At 61.5% G+C, this 17,131-nt stretch carries 13 protein-coding genes and 2 riboswitches; of the genes, 6 read left to right on the forward strand and 7 right to left on the reverse strand.

The features are described from left to right. The first annotated feature begins 183 nt into the window (after positions 1–183). Complete coding sequence (locus D8U61_RS06315) at positions 184–615, forward strand: thioredoxin family protein (RefSeq protein WP_125926827.1); 432 nt, start codon at positions 184–186, stop codon at positions 613–615. Between the two features lie 115 nt (positions 616–730). Further along, entirely contained in the window at positions 731–1,807 is a 1,077-nt protein-coding gene (locus tag D8U61_RS06320) for a GGDEF domain-containing protein (RefSeq protein ID WP_125926828.1), read from the forward strand. Between the two features lie 35 nt (positions 1,808–1,842). On the opposite strand, the gene D8U61_RS06325 is transcribed toward D8U61_RS06320, so the two are convergent. The 5 genes from D8U61_RS06325 to cobW form a co-directional block, all read right to left on the reverse strand. Further along, entirely contained in the window at positions 1,843–3,402 is a 1,560-nt protein-coding gene (locus tag D8U61_RS06325; RefSeq protein WP_130889008.1) for a TerC family protein, read from the reverse strand. A 357-nt stretch (positions 3,403–3,759) separates the two neighbouring features. Continuing rightward, the gene (locus D8U61_RS06330) at positions 3,760–4,452 is read right to left on the reverse strand and encodes a VWA domain-containing protein (protein WP_130889014.1); all 693 of its coding nucleotides are present in this window, start codon (positions 4,450–4,452) and stop codon (positions 3,760–3,762) included. Then, positions 4,425–5,435: an AAA family ATPase gene (locus D8U61_RS06335; protein ID WP_110646494.1), complete on the reverse strand. Its 1,011-nt coding sequence runs from the start codon at positions 5,433–5,435 to the stop codon at positions 4,425–4,427. The genes D8U61_RS06330 and D8U61_RS06335 overlap by 28 nt, the downstream gene beginning before the upstream one ends. A 224-nt stretch (positions 5,436–5,659) precedes the next feature. Continuing rightward, positions 5,660–9,508, reverse strand: a complete 3,849-nt coding sequence (gene cobN, locus D8U61_RS06340) for a cobaltochelatase subunit CobN (protein WP_130926603.1) — start codon at positions 9,506–9,508, stop codon at positions 5,660–5,662. Positions 9,509–9,511: 3 nt separating this feature from the next. Continuing rightward, complete coding sequence (cobW, locus tag D8U61_RS06345; RefSeq protein ID WP_042610347.1) at positions 9,512–10,576, reverse strand: cobalamin biosynthesis protein CobW; 1,065 nt, start codon at positions 10,574–10,576, stop codon at positions 9,512–9,514. 98 nt (positions 10,577–10,674) lie between these two features. Beyond that, positions 10,675–10,887: riboswitch (cobalamin riboswitch) on the reverse strand. 611 nt (positions 10,888–11,498) lie between these two features. After that, a riboswitch (cobalamin riboswitch) is annotated at positions 11,499–11,718 on the forward strand. A 122-nt stretch (positions 11,719–11,840) separates the two neighbouring features. Between cobW and D8U61_RS06355 the strand changes: the two genes are divergently transcribed. The 4 genes from D8U61_RS06355 to cobM all read left to right on the forward strand — a co-directional run bounded on the left by D8U61_RS06355 (position 11,841) and on the right by cobM (position 13,986). Further along, positions 11,841–12,038, forward strand: coding sequence for a CbtB domain-containing protein (locus D8U61_RS06355; protein ID WP_016774486.1), 198 nt, complete (start codon positions 11,841–11,843; stop codon positions 12,036–12,038). A gap of 11 nt (positions 12,039–12,049) precedes the next feature. After that, entirely contained in the window at positions 12,050–12,751 is a 702-nt protein-coding gene (locus D8U61_RS06360; protein ID WP_130926604.1) for a CbtA family protein, read from the forward strand. Then, positions 12,748–13,161 (forward strand): cobalamin biosynthesis protein, encoded by a 414-nt coding sequence (locus tag D8U61_RS06365; RefSeq protein WP_024012735.1) that lies wholly within the window; start codon positions 12,748–12,750, stop codon positions 13,159–13,161. The genes D8U61_RS06360 and D8U61_RS06365 overlap by 4 nt, the downstream gene beginning before the upstream one ends. Before the next feature lie 78 nt (positions 13,162–13,239). Further along, positions 13,240–13,986, forward strand: a complete 747-nt coding sequence (cobM, locus tag D8U61_RS06370; RefSeq protein WP_016774483.1) for a precorrin-4 C(11)-methyltransferase — start codon at positions 13,240–13,242, stop codon at positions 13,984–13,986. A 127-nt stretch (positions 13,987–14,113) separates the two neighbouring features. Here cobM and nfuA read toward each other — a convergent pair whose 3' ends face one another. Both nfuA and D8U61_RS06380 read right to left on the reverse strand, forming a co-directional pair. Continuing rightward, complete coding sequence (gene nfuA / locus D8U61_RS06375) at positions 14,114–14,698, reverse strand: Fe-S biogenesis protein NfuA (RefSeq protein ID WP_003225494.1); 585 nt, start codon at positions 14,696–14,698, stop codon at positions 14,114–14,116. Positions 14,699–14,801: 103 nt separating this feature from the next. After that, positions 14,802–17,096, reverse strand: coding sequence for a fatty acid cis/trans isomerase (locus D8U61_RS06380; protein ID WP_130926605.1), 2,295 nt, complete (start codon positions 17,094–17,096; stop codon positions 14,802–14,804). Positions 17,097–17,131 lie beyond the last annotated feature (35 nt).

A 17,131-nucleotide genomic window follows, 5' to 3' on the forward strand; every position in this document is an offset into this window, starting at 1 on the left:
ATGCATTGAGGTTATCACGCGGTTTCTTGTGAGGTTCCCGCATTGGTTGTCAGGTCTATCTGGCGTTCTTGTGCGATTAATCTCGTGTTGACGCACCCCACCTGTAATTTCTGACAGTAGACCGCGACGCCCCTGCTCCTTTAACGTCAAGGAGCGTACCCGCTCGTTGAAAAGGACCCTTCGATGAACGCCACAAACACTACTTCCGCGCTGGACCCGGTTTACCGCAAAGCCCTGAAAACCTGGCGTCCGGTCATTCTGTATTTCGCCAATGAACACTGCCCCGCCTGCGAGTGGGCCGGGCCGATCTTTCGGCAGATTGCCGAGCCTTACCGACTGCGCGCCAACATCTATATGCTCAACACCAGCCAATCGCCCAAGCACCCGAACGTCACGGGCACGCCAACAGTGCTGTTCTATAAAAACGGCAGGCTGCTGAAAAAGCTCAAAGGTATCGGCACCGAGGAAACCCTGGCGAGGGATATGGCCCGGCATGTCGGCAGGACAAAGGCTCCCGCAACGCCACGCAAACCTCACCATGATCTGGCATGGCTGAGGCGAACACTCAAGTCATTGCGCACCGTCACTGGTTCGCGCCACCGGCTTCTGCGCTGAACCCGACCGGGATTGGACAACCCGCGGTCTGCCTGCTTTGCTGTTGAGCGAACACATTGCGCGCCGCCCGCCGGTTCGGGTGGTTGCCAGGATCGGCGCAGACAGCGGGATAAGCATGTTCGAAACCATTGAAGCGCAAGCGTTGAAGGAAACCGCGTCTAACGAGTTGAGGGAAGAGTTTCTCCAGCGCGAGTTCGAACGGCTCAAACCGTTCAGCCTGTTGATCTACGTGGTCAGTGTGTTCATGTGGCTGCTGTTTGATCTGATCGTCAGTTTTCTCGGCGGCCAAGGCTTCACGTGGCGCTCGATGGCGTTTCTCGCTGGTTTCGCGCTGTTGACGGTGGTGCTCGGTTTTACGCGCAGGGCTAGCCATTTCGATGTGCTCACCCTGTTGCTGGTCCTGGGATTGACCGTCGGTGTGCGAATGATCGTCGACGGCCTCGCGCCTGCTTCGCACAGCTTGTGGCTGGTGCTGGCAGCAGCGAGCATGTTGTACAGCGTGTCGGTACTGCCGCTGCGGCGCTGGGCGTTCTTTGCGGTACAAGTTGTGATCTGGGTGATCCTCAACCCGTTTCTTGCCACCACTACCGAAATCACTGAACTGCGCGGCGTCCTGACTGCCTGCTACAGCGTGTTTCTCTGCGCACTCACGGTGTACACCTTCTTGAAGTTTCGTGAGGCCAAGCTGAACAACTACCTGATGTCGCGGCTGCTGCTGGATCAGGCCTATAACGACCCGCTGACGCAGATTCCCAACCGACGCTCATTCATGACCCACGCAGGGCAACGGCTGCTGGCAAGCCCGCGCGAGCGCGATCATTACCTGATGATGATCGACATCGACAACTTCAAGAAGGTCAACGACACCTACGGGCATGACATTGGTGATGAGGTGCTCATTCGCGTCGCTGCCGATATCAAGACAGTGATGATTGCGTTTGACTACGCGCGTATGGGCGGTGAGGAGTTCGCGATCTATCTGGCGGGAGTGCGGCGCGAGGATGTTGAAAGCCTTGCCACGCAACTGTGCCAATCAGTGCGTGAACAGCCCACCCAGCACCCGGTCACCATCAGCATCGGCATTACCCGGGTGGCTGAGGGTGACTCGTTGAATCAGGCGCTGATCAAGGCGGATGCGGCGTTGTACGCATCAAAGCATACGGGCAAGGACCGCTTTACGTTTCATCAGTAACAAGCGCAGCGACCGCTGCGCCATTCCGCGAATGCTCAAGCCACCTCACGCTCCAGCAACACCCGCGTCACCCGCCGTTCTTCTACCGCTTTGACGGTCAGTTGCCAGCCCTCGTATTCCAGTCGATCACCGGTCATCGGCAACCGATCCAGCAGACTCATGACCAACCCGGCCATGGTCTGATAATCCTCGGTCGGCTCGGCATCGAAGCCGGTACGCTGGCGAACGCGAGCCAAGGGCAGCGCGCCGCTGACCAGAAACCCGCCGCGCTCTTCGACCACATCAGGGCCTTCGATTTCACTGGCATCGGGCAACTCACCGGCGATCGATTCGAGGATGTCAGTCATCGTCAATACACCGACGAAATCGCCAAACTCATTGACCACGAAGGCGATGTGCGTCGATGCCGCGCGCATCTGCTCCAGGGCATTGAGGATCGAATAACTGTCGAGCAGATTGACGGTCTTGCGTGCCAGATGCTCCAGGTTCGGCTCATTGCCGGCCAGATACTCCTTGAGCAATTCCTTCTTGTGTACGAAGCCAAGCGGCTCGTCCACCGCGCCATCGCGAATCAGCGGCAAGCGTGAATACGACGAATGCATCAACTTCGTGCGAATGGTTTCGGCGTCATCGGCAAGATCAATCAGGTCAACGTCGGCGCGCACCGTCATCAGGTTGCGAATCGGCCGCTCCGCCAGTTGCAGCACACCGCTGATCATCACCCGCTCACGACGGTCGAACAGCTCGGCCACCGGCGCTTCACCGTTGTCCAGCAGATCGGAGATTTCCTCACCAACCTCCTCCGCCGCCAGCTTGCGGCCACCGAGCAGACGCATCACCGCATGGGCTGTGCGCTCGCGCATCGGGCGCACGCCCTGCATCGAACGTTTGCGCCGAGCCCGGGCGATCTGGTTGAAGACTTCGATGAGGATCGAGAAACCGATGGCGGCGTACAGGTAACCTTTCGGGATATGGAAGCCCAGACCTTCTGCGGTCAGGGCAAAACCGATCATCATCAGGAAGCCCAGACACAGCATGATCACGGTCGGATGTGCGTTGACGAAGCGGGTCAGCGGCTTGCTGGCAACGATCATCAGGCCGATGGAAATGATCACGGCGATCATCATCACCGCCAGTTCATCGACCATGCCCACGGCGGTAATCACCGCGTCGAGGGAGAACACCGCGTCGAGCACCACAATCTGCGCCACGATTGGCCAGAACAGCGCGTAGGCTGTGTTGGTCGAGCGCTCGCCGACATGGCCTTCGAGCCGCTCATGCAACTCCATCGTCGCCTTGAACAACAGGAACACGCCACCGAACAGCATGATCAGATCACGACCGGAGAAGCTCTTGTCGAACACCTCGAACAACGGCTGCGTGAGCGTAACCAGCCAGGAAATGCTCGCCAACAGGCCCAGGCGCATGATCAACGCCAGCGACAGGCCGATGATCCGCGCGCGATCACGCTGATGCGGCGGCAGTTTGTCGGCAAGAATTGCGATGAACACCAGGTTGTCGATACCCAGTACCAGTTCCAGCACGATCAGAGTCAACAGGCCTAACCAGGCTGTGGGATCCGCTAACCATTCCATAAAACGTCTCGATCTCTCTTCAGTGAATTCAGGCGGCCGGACACGGCGAAGTGCAACGCAAAGGCTCAAGAGCCGCGTTATCAACCATAGTCGGGAGTCGGAAGACGGGGTGCTGCGAAAGGATCAAGACCGCGCGAAGGCGTGCTGGAGAGTGCTGACTGGGAGGCTCCGAGAGGGTGTTCATGTAGATCCTGAATGAAAAATGGCCTTCGAGCGTACAGCGTCGACCGACCTGCTCCACAGCGGTAAATCATTTCAAAATCTGTATGAATGACCTTGATCGCAGACTTTCAGCGTTGCTGAAGCAGCCTTCGCGAGCAGGCTCGCTCCCACAGGGTGCGAGCGGTGCGGCGGATTTCAGCGCAAATCCAGCTCATCGATATGCTGATACTGCGCTTGCAGCGCGGTCGCCAGATCCTTCGCCCGGCCCAGTCGAATCGGCCCGCGCTCGATGTCGATCAGCAATCCCGGACACGCCAGCACTGGCAACGCCGACAGTTCTTTCACGCGACCATCGGTCACGATCAGGCAGCGTTGCTGTTCGGCAGAAAAGCGCTTGCGTCGCAGCGTCAGCCATTGCTGCGCCTGCTCCAGTGCCGCGAGCAACGGCGTGCCGCCACCGGCGCCCAGACCGTCGAGCCAGACGCCCAGGCCGCTTGAGGCCTTCAAGCCTTGCACCTGCCATTTCGGCGTAGAACCACTGGCGGTCAGCAACGCTAGCCGCGCCCGCTGGCGATAAGCATCGTCGAACAGCTGCGCGAGCAGGCCCTTGGCATCGCTCAAGGCCTGATGGCGACGGGTCGAGGCCGACGCGTCGACGATCACCAGCCAGACTTCATGGGGCGCGCGGGTGCGCTGTTGAAACAGCAGATCGGCGCGGCGCTGGGGGCGGCCATTGAGCAGTGTGCCCGGCCAGTTCACCGATCCGCTGCCGGCCCCATGCCGCTGGCCCTGGCGGCCATTGTCGAGTTGTCCGGCACGGGGCTTGGCATTCGCCCCCGCGTCGGACCGGGGGCGAATGCCTAGGGCTTTTTTGCCAGGGGCGGCCAGCTCGGAACTTCGCGGCGGGCACCGGTGGCTTGCGCCGTCGCCGGCATCTCGCCCCACTGGCCCTGCCCTTCACCGGATTTGCTGTCTGCGCCTGACGGAGATTGCGCTTGTGGCTCTGCGCCAGCCAAGGGCTGCTCGCGACGGCGATGGCGCAGGGCAAATTCGGCCACCGCGTCGATGTCCTCTTCAGCAATCGCATCCGCCCCACGCCACGCGGCATGGGCGCGGGCCGCGCGCAACCAGACCAGATCGGCACGCAAGCCATCGACGCCAGCAGCGAAACAACGCTCGGTAATCAACGCCAATGCCGCGTCATCCAGCGGAATGGCTGCCAAGCGCTCGCGGGCGCTTTCACAGCGCGAACGCAGGATGTGTTGCTCGCTCGCCCACTGCGCGCAGAACCCTTGTGGATCGCTGTCGAAATCCAGCCGCCGGCGAATGATCTGTCCGCGTTCGGCGGGCGCGGTGTGGCCGCTCAGGGCAACGTTCAAGCCGAAGCGGTCAAGCAGTTGCGGCCGCAGCTCGCCCTCTTCCGGGTTCATGGTGCCGATCAGGACGAATTTGGCCGAATGCCGATGGGAAATGCCGTCACGCTCGATCAGATTGGTACCGCTGGCGGCGACATCGAGCAGCAGGTCGACCAAGTGATCGGGCAGCAGATTGACCTCATCGACATAGAGCACGCCACCGTCAGCCTTGGCCAGAACACCGGGCGAAAACTGCGCGCGACCGTCGCTCAGGGCAGCATCGAGGTCGAGGGTGCCGACTAGCCGCTCTTCGGTAGCGCCCAACGGCAAAGTGACAAACTGGCCGCTGGCGAGCAGATCCGCCAGGCCCCGCGCCAGCGTCGACTTGGCCATGCCGCGCGGACCTTCGATGAGTACGCCGCCGATTTTCGGGTCGATGGCGGTCAGGCACAGGGCGAGCTTCAGGTCATCGGCGCCGACCACGGCGGAGAGTGGGAAATGCGGGGTGTCGGTCATTTTGGTTTTCCCTTTCGTGGTCTTTGGTGTGCTTGAGTTTTGGTGGCGTGTCAGTTGGGTGGCCCTCACCCTAACCCTCTCCCAGAGGGAGAGGGAACTGATCTGGGTGTTCTTGCAAGTTGCGCCGACCTGAATTATCGAGTTGAACTCAGGCCTCAAAACCAACACAAATCGGCTCCCTCTCCCTCCGGGAGAGGGCTGGGGTGAGGGTAGCTTTTTAGCGGCTACATATCTTCCTCGATATCCAACAGCAAATTCTCCAGCGCCTCCTTATAAGCCCCAGGCTCCTGCCACATCCCGCGCTGCTGCGCTTCGAGCATGCGTTCGGTCATGTCGCGCAACGCGTGGGGATTATGCTCACGGACAAAATCCCGGGTCGCCGGATCAAGCAAATATGCCTCCGCCAGCAGCGCGTACTGATGGTCATCGATCAACTGCGTAGTCGCATCGAAGGCGAACAGATTATCAACCGTCGCCGCCAGTTCGAACGCGCCTTTGTAGCCGTGACGCTTGATTCCGTCGATCCACTTCGGATTCGCCGCGCGCGAGCGCACCACGCGGTTCAACTCTTCCTTCAGGGTACGAATCTTCGGCAGATCCGGCTGGCTGTGATCGCCGTGATAACTGGCCGCCGCTTCGCCGCGCAGCGTCTCCACCGCCGCGAGCATGCCGCCCTGGAACTGGTAGTAATCGTTGGAATCGAGCAAGTCATGCTCGCGGTTGTCCTGGTTCTGCAGAACTGCCTGTACCTGGCTCAGACGCTGGCTGAACTGCTCGCGGGCAGCCGTGCCCTCGTCGGCGCCGCCGTAAGCGTAGGCGCCCCAGTTCAGGTAGACCTCGGCGAGGTCTTCGCGGCTCTGCCACAAACGCCCGTCGATGGCGCCTTGCACCCCGGCGCCATACGCCCCCGGTTTCGCGCCGAAGATGCGCCACTCGGCCTGACGCCGCGCGGTGTCTTCATCGACGCCCGACTGCAACAGCGCCTCGCGTTCGGCACGCACTTTAGCGGCCAGCGGATTCAGGTCGTCCGGCTCGTCCAGCGCGGCCACCGCTTGCACGGCGGCGTCGAACAGGCGGATGAGGTTGGCAAACGCATCACGGAAAAACCCCGAAACCCGCAATGTCACATCGACCCGAGGACGATCGAGCAGACTCAGCGGCAGAATCTCGAAATCATCCACGCGCTGACTGCCCGTGGCCCAGACCGGACGCACGCCCATCAACGCCATGGCCTGAGCGATGTCGTCGCCGCCGGTGCGCATGGTTGCGGTGCCCCACACGGACAAGCCGAGCTGGCGCAAGTGATCGCCGTGATCCTGCAAGTGTCGTTCAAGGATAAGCGTCGCCGACTGGAATCCGATGCGCCACGCGGTGGTGGTCGGCAGATTGCGCACGTCCACCGAATAGAAGTTGCGCCCGGTGGGCAGCACGTCGAGACGGCCACGGCTGGGTGCGCCGCTGGGGCCGGCGGGGACGAAACGACCGCTGAGGGCGTCAAGCAGACCGCGCATTTCGGCCGGGCCGCAAGCATCGAGGCGCGGGGCGACGACTTCGCGCAGATGCTCGAGTATCGAATCAACCTCAGCCCACCCCGGCCCTTGTGGGAGCGAGCCTGCTCGCGAAGGCGTCGGGTCAGACAATTGTTCTTTTACTGACACACCGCTTTCGCGAGCAGGCTCGCTACCACAGGGGACATTCAGTGTTTGGGAGATCAGGTCTGCGGCAAACAATTCGAGGCGTTCGCGGGTGTCGCCGGCGGTGCGCCAGACTTCTTCGCTGATGGTCTGCAACTCGGTCGGACGCGGGCCACTCCAGGCATCGGCCAAGGCGCAATCCAGCGGATCAAAACCGAGATCAAACGCTTTGGCCAGTGCTCGCAGCAGACTCGACTGCGCGCCCTTGCCGTCACCGCGCGGGATGCGCAGCAATGCCAGCAAGGTGTCGATACGCAAGCGCCCGCTCGGCGATTCGCCGAAAATGTGCAACCCATCGCGAATCTGCGATTCCTTGAGGTCGCACAGATAAGTGTCCAGACGCGGCAGCCAGATCGCCGCATCGGCATCGCTGTCCAGCGCTGCGTCCAGTTGCAGCTCGCGGTCGATCTGCGTGTCACGCACCAATTGCAGAATGTCGCGTTGCAACTCGCGGGCACGGCGCGGATCTAGCAGTTGCGCCTCGTAATACTCGTCGGCCAGCAGCTCCAGATTGCGCAGCGGCCCGTAGGTTTCGGCGCGGGTCAGTGGCGGCATCAGGTGGTCGATGATCACCGCTTGCGTGCGGCGTTTGGCCTGAGCGCCCTCGCCCGGATCGTTGACGATAAACGGATAGATATTTGGCAGCGGCCCGAGCAGCGCGTCCGGCCAGCAATTCTCCGAAAGGCCGACGCCTTTGCCCGGCAACCATTCGAGATTGCCATGCTTGCCGACGTGGATCACGCCGTGGGCCCCGTAGGTGTTGCGCAACCAGAAATAGAACGCCAGATAGCCGTGCGGCGGGACCAGATCCGGGTCGTGATACACCGCGCTCGGATCGACCTGATAACCCCGGGCCGGCTGGATGCCGACAAAGGTCAGACCGAAACGCAGACCGGCGATCATCAGGCGACCGTCGCGGCACATCGGATCGTTTTGCGGCGCCCCCCAACGCTCCATCACCGCCGCGCGATTCGCCTCCGGCAACGCGTTGAACATCGCCAGGTAATCATCCATCGCCAGGCTCTGCTGGCACGGGCGCAGGTCGAGACTATCGAGGTCGTTGCTGACACCGCCGAGCAGTTGCTGGATCAGTTCGGTGCCGCTCTCGGGCAACTCGGCCGTGATCGGATAACCCTCTTCGCGCAACGCGCGCAGGATGTTCAGCGCCGCCGCTGGCGTATCGAGGCCGACACCGTTGCCGATGCGGCCGTCGCGGGTCGGATAGTTGGCGAGGATCAGCGCGATGCGTTTTTTGCCATTGGCCACGCGCGCCAGATCAACCCAGCGCCGCGCCAGTTCGGCGACGAAATCCATGCGTTCGGGCTGGGCGCGATAGCAGACCACATCGGACTGACTGCGCTCGCTGCGCCAGGCCAGATCCTTGAAGCTGATCGGTCGGCTGATGATGCGCCCGTCAAGCTCCGGCAAAGCAATGTGCATCGCCAGATCACGCGGCCCGAGGCCCTGTTCGCTGTCGCGCCAGCCGGGTTCGTTGTCCTGAGCGCAGATGGCTTGAATCACTGGGATGTTGCGGCGAAACGGCCGCAGATGCGGCGCTTCGGGGCTGGACTGGGCAAAACCGGTGGTATTGAGAATCACCCCCGCCTCGACTTCATCCAGCCAGTCCTCGACCACAGACAAGCAACCGGGTTCTTTCAGACTGGCCACCGCGATCGGCAGCGGATTGAGCCCGGCTGCCCGCAAACGCTGACAGAACACATCAATGAACGCCGTGTTCGCCGCCTGCAAATGCGAGCGATAAAACAACAGCGCCGCCACCGGTTGACCGGGTAGCCATTCGGCTTGCCAGTCGCTCAGGGCAGCGCTGTTTTTCTGTGGGTGATAAATCGCCGTGCGCGACAGGGTTTGCGGCTCGCTCCACGGGTAATCGCGGGCAAACCATTGGTTGCCCAGGCAACGGAAGAAATCCAGTGCATTGCCCATGCCGCCCTGACGCAGAAATTGCCAGAGTCGATCGCGTACTTCGGCGCTGACCGTGCTCAAGTCGCTGAGCTCGGGGTCCGGACGGTCATCGCCGGGCACCAGAATCAGTTGCACGCCGCGTTCGGACAACTCGACCAGCCGCTCGACACCGTAGCGCCAATAGGCGATGCCGCCGTGCAGGGAGATCAGAATGACCTTGGCGTGGCGCAGCACTTCGTCGACGTACAGATCGACCGAAGCATGATTCTGCACCTGCATCGGGTTGGCCAGACGCAGGCTCGGGTAGTCATCGGGCAATTGCTGCGCAGCCTCGGCGAGCAGCGCCAGGCTGGAATCGCCGCTGCACAGGATCACCAGCTCGGCGGGGGTTTGTCCGAGATCGGCAATGTTGTCGTCCGAGACGAATCCGCCGGGCTGGGTCCTGAGCAGGTGCATGGTTTAAACGCTGAGCGCAGCGCGCAATTGCGCTTCGAGTTGTGCGGCATCGAGTTCCTGACCGATCAGCACCAGACGCGTGACGCGCGCTTCTTCGGCGCCCCACTGACGGTCGAAATGCTTGTCGAAACGCGTGCCCACACCCTGGATCAACAGGCGCATCGGCTTGTTCGGAATCGCCGCGAAGCCTTTCACGCGCAGAATGCCGTGTTGCACCACGAGTTGCGTCAGCGCGTCGAGCAGCAGGCTTTCATCGGCTTGCGGCAGTTCGATTGAGATCGAATCGAACGCGTCGTGATCGTGATCGTCGTCATCACCGTCATGGTGGTGATCGTGGTGACTGTGGCGGCTGTCTATGTGCTCCTCGGAGCCGGCACCGAGGCCGATCAGCACGTCGAGCGGCAGGCGGCCATTGCTGGCTTCGATGATTTTTACCGCTGGCGGCAGCTCTTCGGCGACTTCAGCGCGCACCCGTGCGAGATCTTCCGGGCTGGTCTGGTCGGCCTTGTTGAGGATGACCAGGTCAGCACTGGCCAGTTGATCGGCGAACAATTCGTGCAGCGGCGACTCGTGATCAAGGTTCGGATCGAGTTTGCGCTGGGCATCGACCTGATCCGGGAACGCTGCGAAGGTGCCAGCAGCGACGGCCGGGCTGTCGACCACGGTGATCACCGCGTCAACGGTGCAGGCGCTACGGATTTCCGGCCACTGGAAGGCCTGCACCAGCGGTTTTGGCAGGGCCAGGCCCGAGGTTTCAATAAGGATGTGGTCGAGATCGCCGCGACGGGCAACCAGTTCGCGCATTACCGGGAAGAATTCTTCCTGCACCGTGCAGCACAGGCAGCCGTTGGCCAGTTCGTAAACACGGCCGCTGGCCTCTTCTTCGGTGCAGCCGATGGTGCATTGCTTGAGGATTTCACCGTCGATGCCCAGCTCGCCAAACTCGTTGACGATCACCGCGATGCGCCGGCCCTGAGCGTTATCGAGCATGTGTCGCAGCAGCGTGGTTTTGCCTGAACCGAGGAAACCGGTGACGATGGTGACGGGGAGTTTGGCCAGTGTTTTCATCGGTATGCCCTTTGGCAAGCGGCGGGCATACGGGACGAGAACCGGCAGCGCGCATGCACGCCGGAAGCATTCGCCACCGGATCACCCCGCCCGGTTGTAGTGAGAATCTGTGACGAGGCAGGTCTCCTGGCTGACGGCGTTCAGGCGCAGGGCCTGGCGTTCATTGCGCCTTCCCGCTGGCTCATCGGTTGAGCTGGCAGTGGCGTGGCAACGAACATCACCGTTCACAGTTGCGGGGGCAGCCGCGGCTTTGACCGCGTTCCCTTCTTAGCTTCGGCGAGCGCCGAAGAACCTCGAAAGCGCAAGGCTACGCATGGGTCCGTCGTGGGTCAATGGTCGGTGAGTCTGAAACTGGGGGTATATCCGTTGCTGCGGTAACGGCTTCCTATGGTTTCGCTCTTACAGCGAGTCCCTTTTTCAAACGCCGGAGTGCCGGCACAGCAAAAAGAAACCAAAAGGCTTTGCCCCGGCGCACGGCCCGCTCGCTGGGGCTCGGGGTACCTTCGTTACGGGACCGATCCGGGCGCAGCCTGCTGAAGGGGCAAAAGATCAAAGCCAAAGCAAAAGCCAGATCTAGAGCCCCTCACCCTAGCCCTCTCCCCGAGGGAGAGGGGACTGACCGAGGTGTTTAGGCGAAATACGCCGACTTGCGTTACCGAGTCGAATGCAGATTTTGAACACCACACAAATCGGCTCCCTCTCCCTCGGGAGAGGGCTGGGGTGAGGGGCAGCAACAACACAAATTAAAAGCCGAACACCCACGCTTTTCACCACTCAATAAGCCGAGTGTCAGCTCGCCTGCTCTTGATCTTGATCTTGATCCACCGGCGACGGATATACACACAAAAAACATCAGAAAAACACCCCCAGCGCAGCACCGAAAACTCCCCGGAAATTGACTAAAAACCCAAACCCATGTTCTCCTGCCCACCTTGTTACGGGTGCCCTTCACAGGGTGAAACGGGAAACCGGTGAATCATGTGCTTTACTCAAGGCCATGTCAGTCCGGTGCTGCCCCCGCAACGGTAAGCGAGCGAAGCGTCAGATCCACTGTGCCCCGGCATGGGAAGGTGATGCTTGCAGGTCGGCCTCGTGCCAACCCCTCGCAAGCCCGGAGACCGGCCCGCAACACCCAGCGCGCGCAAGCGCCGCTGACCACAAACAAACCCGCGGTGGGCGGGCGCTGTTCGAAATCCCTGCGTGCCCGGCTCGCAGGGATTTTCATGCGCTCTGTTTACCCGCTGACATTTCAGAGGGAAGCGCTATGTCGATCATCAGCAATACCGTCAGCCACACTGACCACATTTCCAGCAGCACCACACTCGGCCAACGCGTCGCCGCCGCCCTCTTCGCCTCGATCCTCGGTGCCAGCCTGGTCTGGTTCGCCGGTTTCTCGCACATCGAAGCGGTGCACAACGCCGCCCACGATACCCGCCACAGCGCCGCGTTCCCGTGCCACTGAGGCCTGCCGAGATGATCAAGCGTATCGCGCAAACCGCAGGCTTCACCGGCTTGCTCGCCGCCCTGCTGCTGACCCTGCTGCAGAGTTTCTGGGTATCGCCACTGATTCTGCAGGCCGAATCCTTCGAGAAACCCGAACCGGTCGCGCAAGTTCACGAACACGCCGCCGGCACCGCCGCCCACAGCCATGATGGCGAAGCCTGGGAGCCGGAAGACGGCTGGCAGCGCGTGGTCTCGACCACTGGCGGCAATCTGGTGGTGGCGGTGGGTTTCGCCCTGATGCTTGCCGGCCTGTACACCTTGCGCGCGCCAACCAAAACCTCGCAAGGGCTGCTCTGGGGTCTGGCCGGTTACGCGACGTTCGTTCTCGCGCCGACCTTGGGCCTGCCACCTGAATTGCCGGGCACTGCGGCTGCCGATCTGGCTTCGCGGCAGATCTGGTGGATCGGCACCGCCGCTTCGACCGCCGTCGGCCTGGCACTGATCGCCTTCAGTCGTCACTGGCTGATGAAGCTTCTCGGTGTGGCGATTCTCGTCGTGCCGCATGTGATCGGCGCGCCGCAACCGCAGGTGCATTCGATGCTTGCCCCAGAGGCACTGGAAACCCAGTTCAAAATTGCTTCGCAGCTGACCAACGTCGCGTTCTGGCTGGCCTTGGGCTTGATCAGTGCATGGTTGTTCCGGCGCAAAAGCGCAGGCCGATATCAGGCATGACCGATGACCGCGCAGCGCCGACCTTCGTGGTCGGCCTCGGCTGCCAGCGTGGCTGCCCGGCCAGTACGCTGCGTGCACTACTCGATCAAGCGTTGCAGGCGCACCGCATCGATTTGCGAGCGGTCAAGGCTTTGGCGAGTATCGACCTCAAGCGTGACGAACCGGGGTTGCTGGAACTGGCCACACAATTGAACCTGCCGCTGCAGTATTTCAACAGTGCCGAGCTGGCGCCCTATCAACAGCGCCTCAGCCATCAATCGCAGATCGCCTTTGAACGCACCGGCTGCTACGGCGTGGCGGAAAGCGCCGCGCTGGCGCTGGCCGAGCAGTTGATTCAGGCGCCGGCGAAACTGCTGATCCACCGGCAGAAATATGCGCAGGCCACGCTGGCATTGGCCGGCGCTGCATAAAATCCCGATAATCCCCGCCATCGATCATGAGCACGTTTCATCTGCAGTGTGCCTGCGCCTCTTCACAAGGATTCAACGATGACTGTCTACTTCATCGGCGCCGGCCCCGGCGACCCGGAGCTCATCACCGTCAAAGGCCAACGGCTGATTCGCAGCTGCCCGGTGATCATTTATGCCGGCTCGCTGGTACCTGCCGCGGTGCTGGAAGGTCATCAGGCCGAAACCGTGGTCAACAGCGCTGAACTGCATCTGGAACAGATCATCGATCTGATCAGGACGGCCCATGCCAAAGGCCAGGATGTTGCCCGCGTGCATTCGGGGGATCCAGGTCTGTACGGCGCGATCGGTGAGCAGATCCGCTACTTGCGTGAGCTGAGCATTCCTTTCGAGATCATCCCTGGCGTGACCGCCACAGCGGCATGCGCAGCGCTGCTGGGCGCCGAGCTCACTCTGCCGGACATCTCGCAAAGCGTGATCCTGACCCGTTACGCCGACAAGACCGCGATGCCCGTTGGCGAGGAGCTGGCCAGCCTGGCGCAGCATGGCGCGACCATGGCCATTCATCTGGGGGTCAATCATCTGGAAAAGATTTTGGTTGAATTGCTGCCGCATTACGGCGCGGACTGCCCGATTGCCGTGATTCACCGCGCGACATGGCCGGATCAGGACTGGGTCGTCGGTACACTGGCGGACATTGCCGCAAAGGTCGAGGCCAAGGGGTTTCGGCGTACGGCGTTGATTCTGGTCGGGCGGGTGCTGGGCAGCGAGGTGTTCAGCGAGTCTTCGTTGTATCGCGCCGGGCATGCGCATTTGTACCGACCGTGAGTGGAACGCGGAGCGTCCCGGGCTGCATGCCCACGCGGAGCGTGGGCATGATCAAAGGGCTGGCAAATATCAGGCATAAAAAAACGGCGCTCACGGGGCGCCGTTTTTTCTGTTCGCAGCGAACACCTTAGTAGTAGGCGTTTTCTTTCTGCGTGTGGTCGGTCACATCGCGTACGCCCTTGAGCTCCGGAATGCGCTCAAGCAAGGTGCGCTCGATGCCTTCCTTCAAGGTCACGTCCGCCTGGCCGCAGCCCTGGCAACCGCCACCGAACTGCAACACGGCAATGCCGTCCTCGACCACATCGATCAGGCTGACCTGACCGCCGTGGCTGGCCAGCCCCGGGTTGATCTCGGTTTGCAGGTAGTAGTTGATGCGCTCGTTGACCGGGCTGTCGGCGTTGACCATCGGCACCTTGGCATTTGGCGCCTTGATGGTCAGCTGGCCGCCCATACGGTCGGTGGCATAGTCGACAACGGCGTCATCAAGAAACGCTTCGCTGAAGGAATCGATGTAGGCGGTGAAGCTTTTCAGCCCCAGCGCGGTATCTTCGGGTTTCTCTTCGCCTGGCTTGCAGTAGGCAATGCAGGTTTCGGCGTACTGGGTACCAGGCTGGGTGATGAAAACGCGGATGCCGATGCCCGGGGTGTTCTGCTTGGAGAGCAGATCGGCCAGGTAATCATGGGCGGCGTCGGTAATGGTAATAGCGGTCATAAAAACTCCTCGCAGGCTTGGGCGCAGTTTACGCCAATCGGCGCGGCTGACAAAGTCCTAGTATTTTTGTCGGGAAAGAATCCCGGCATATGCCTGCGAATGCTCAAAGGTTCTCGTACCGGTTCATATCCAGCACACCCTCTTCCACCGGATCGGTTTCGTGTATGTACTGGCTCAGATCGTGGAAATACAGCCAGAACTGCGGATGACTGCGACGAATGCCCCAGCGTTCGACGATTTTTTCGAACCGATTGGCATCCCTGGCATTCTCCATGGCATCGACAAACGCTGGCACCTGCTCGGCCGGTACGTTGAAGATGAAGTTCGGGTAACTGCTGAGTACGCCCGGATAGATCGTCAAGGTGTCGAGACCCGGTTGATAGCGCAGCGACTCACCGAGCAGAAACGCCACGTTGCTGTGCGCGCGGTTGCGCAGCACGCTGTAGACCTCGCGCTTGCCGCTGGCGGTTTCGACGCGCAGCAAGGTCGCTTCGGGCAACTGGTCGATGACTTTCAGTCCCGCTGCCGGTCGCGAGGCTAGACGGCTCAGGGCCTGCTCGGCGTTCTGCAACGCCGGATCGATATTCGGTCGCGAGCAATAAGCGCCGTCGCAGCGATTGATCGGGTCCGGCCGCGCGTTCAGATCACCGTAGCGCGCCAGCAACTGCATGGCGAAATCGTGTTTCGGGTCTTTTTCGTCGAGTTTGAGCGCGGTCGGTTTGTCGTCATCGATGGCCTCGTAATCGAGCCACATCTTGAACTGGCCGCCGTCCTGGTACCAATCGTTGAGGTAATCCTCACGTGAGTCGGCGGGCATCAGGCGCAGGAAGTTCTGCTCCGCGCCATTACGGATCAGGTCGAAATACAGACGGGTCTGCGCTTGATGGGAGACGTTGCCGAACACGTCGAAATTGACCGCGAGCTGGTAATAGGTGCGCTCCAGCAGCGGATAGTCGAACAGCCACATGGTTTGCGGCACCTCACCGATCAGCCCCTTGGTCACCGAAGCACTGTCGAAGTGACGGAAAATGCTCAGCAAGGCGTTGTCGTTGCCGGCCCACAGCGTCGACCAGCTCGGCCCCGGCAGATCGGCGTAGCTGTCACGGCGCAGTGCCTCGTATTCGTTGCGCTTGTCGCGGTAGTTGCGCCACAGGCTCAGCACGCTGCCGACATCGTCGTTCTGCCCCGGCATCGCCAGCAACGGCGTGGCCTGGCCGCGGTAGTTCGGGTCGGTGATGTAGAGGTCATGCTCCGGGGCCTGGAACAGCGCCCAGAAGTTGTCGCGGATCACGTCGGTCGCGATCTGCCCACGGCACACCGGGCCGCGAATGAAGGTGCGGACGAAGTATTCGGCGTTATCGAGCATGAACTGATAGCGCGCCTGCGCCGGAATCGCCTCGAAAGTGGCAAACGGATTGGCACGGCTCTGCGGGCCGTAACCCGGCAGCGCATTGACCTGCCAGTTGCCGCTGTAGAACAGGCTCTTGATCCGGGCCATTTTCGCCGCGCTCAGCGGATAAGTGATGTGCGTCTTGTGCACGATCACCCCCTGCACCGGCCACAAGCGGTAATACACCTGCGTGCCCGGGTCGTCGTTGGGGCGGCGCGTGGCGATCAGGTCGATCGGCTGGCCGCTCGGCGTACGCGAACGTACCCACTGGAAATAATGCCCCGGCTCGCCGTCCTTGAAATAAATGTGCGCCAGATACCAGTGCTCGAACAGCCAGCGACCGACCAGACTCTGCCGGGCGCCGGGGGCGTTGAGCAGGTTTTCCCACTGCAGGATCTGCATGGCCTCTTTGGCACTCGGCGCCAGGCTCTGCTCGTCAATCGGCGCGCCAGACGCCAGCCAGCGCTGCAAGGTCTGATATTGCTGGTCGGTCAGCCCGGTGACGGCCAGCGGCATGCCCTCTTTCGGGTGCGCGCCGGCATATCCGTCGAACTCCGCAGGCATTGCGCATAGATTGTTGCGATTAAGCCCCAAGACAATGTCTTCGGGCAGCTTGGCATTCGGCGTCAGCGGCGTCTTGTGGCCGAGTTCAAGCATGCGTGCCATCAGCGCGGCCTGACTGCCTTGGGCGTCGAGCACCGAATAGAAGTCTTTCTGCTGCCAGGCGCGCTTGCCGAAGGCGTCGTAAAACAGGCGCGTGGTCGGTGCCGCCTGGGTGCGTTCGCCGTCATATACCGGCATCTTGCTCGCGCCACGAGCGGCGCCTTCGCCACTGCCGAGATTGAGCTGGCACGCCGAGTCGTAACAGGCATGGCAGGCTACGCACTTCTCGGTGAAGATCGGTTGGATATCTCGGCTGTAGGAGATGGAAGAAGAAATGGCGGGATCTTGCGCCGCAACGCTCCCGCTCAGGACCAGCAACCATAAACTGATGAAGCGGTGCGGCATGCTGCTGATCTCGATGATAAAAAAGGCTGCGATTC

This window comes from Pseudomonas sp. Sample_14 (genome assembly GCF_004307515.1).
GTDB lineage: Bacteria > Pseudomonadota > Gammaproteobacteria > Pseudomonadales > Pseudomonadaceae > Aquipseudomonas > Aquipseudomonas atacamensis.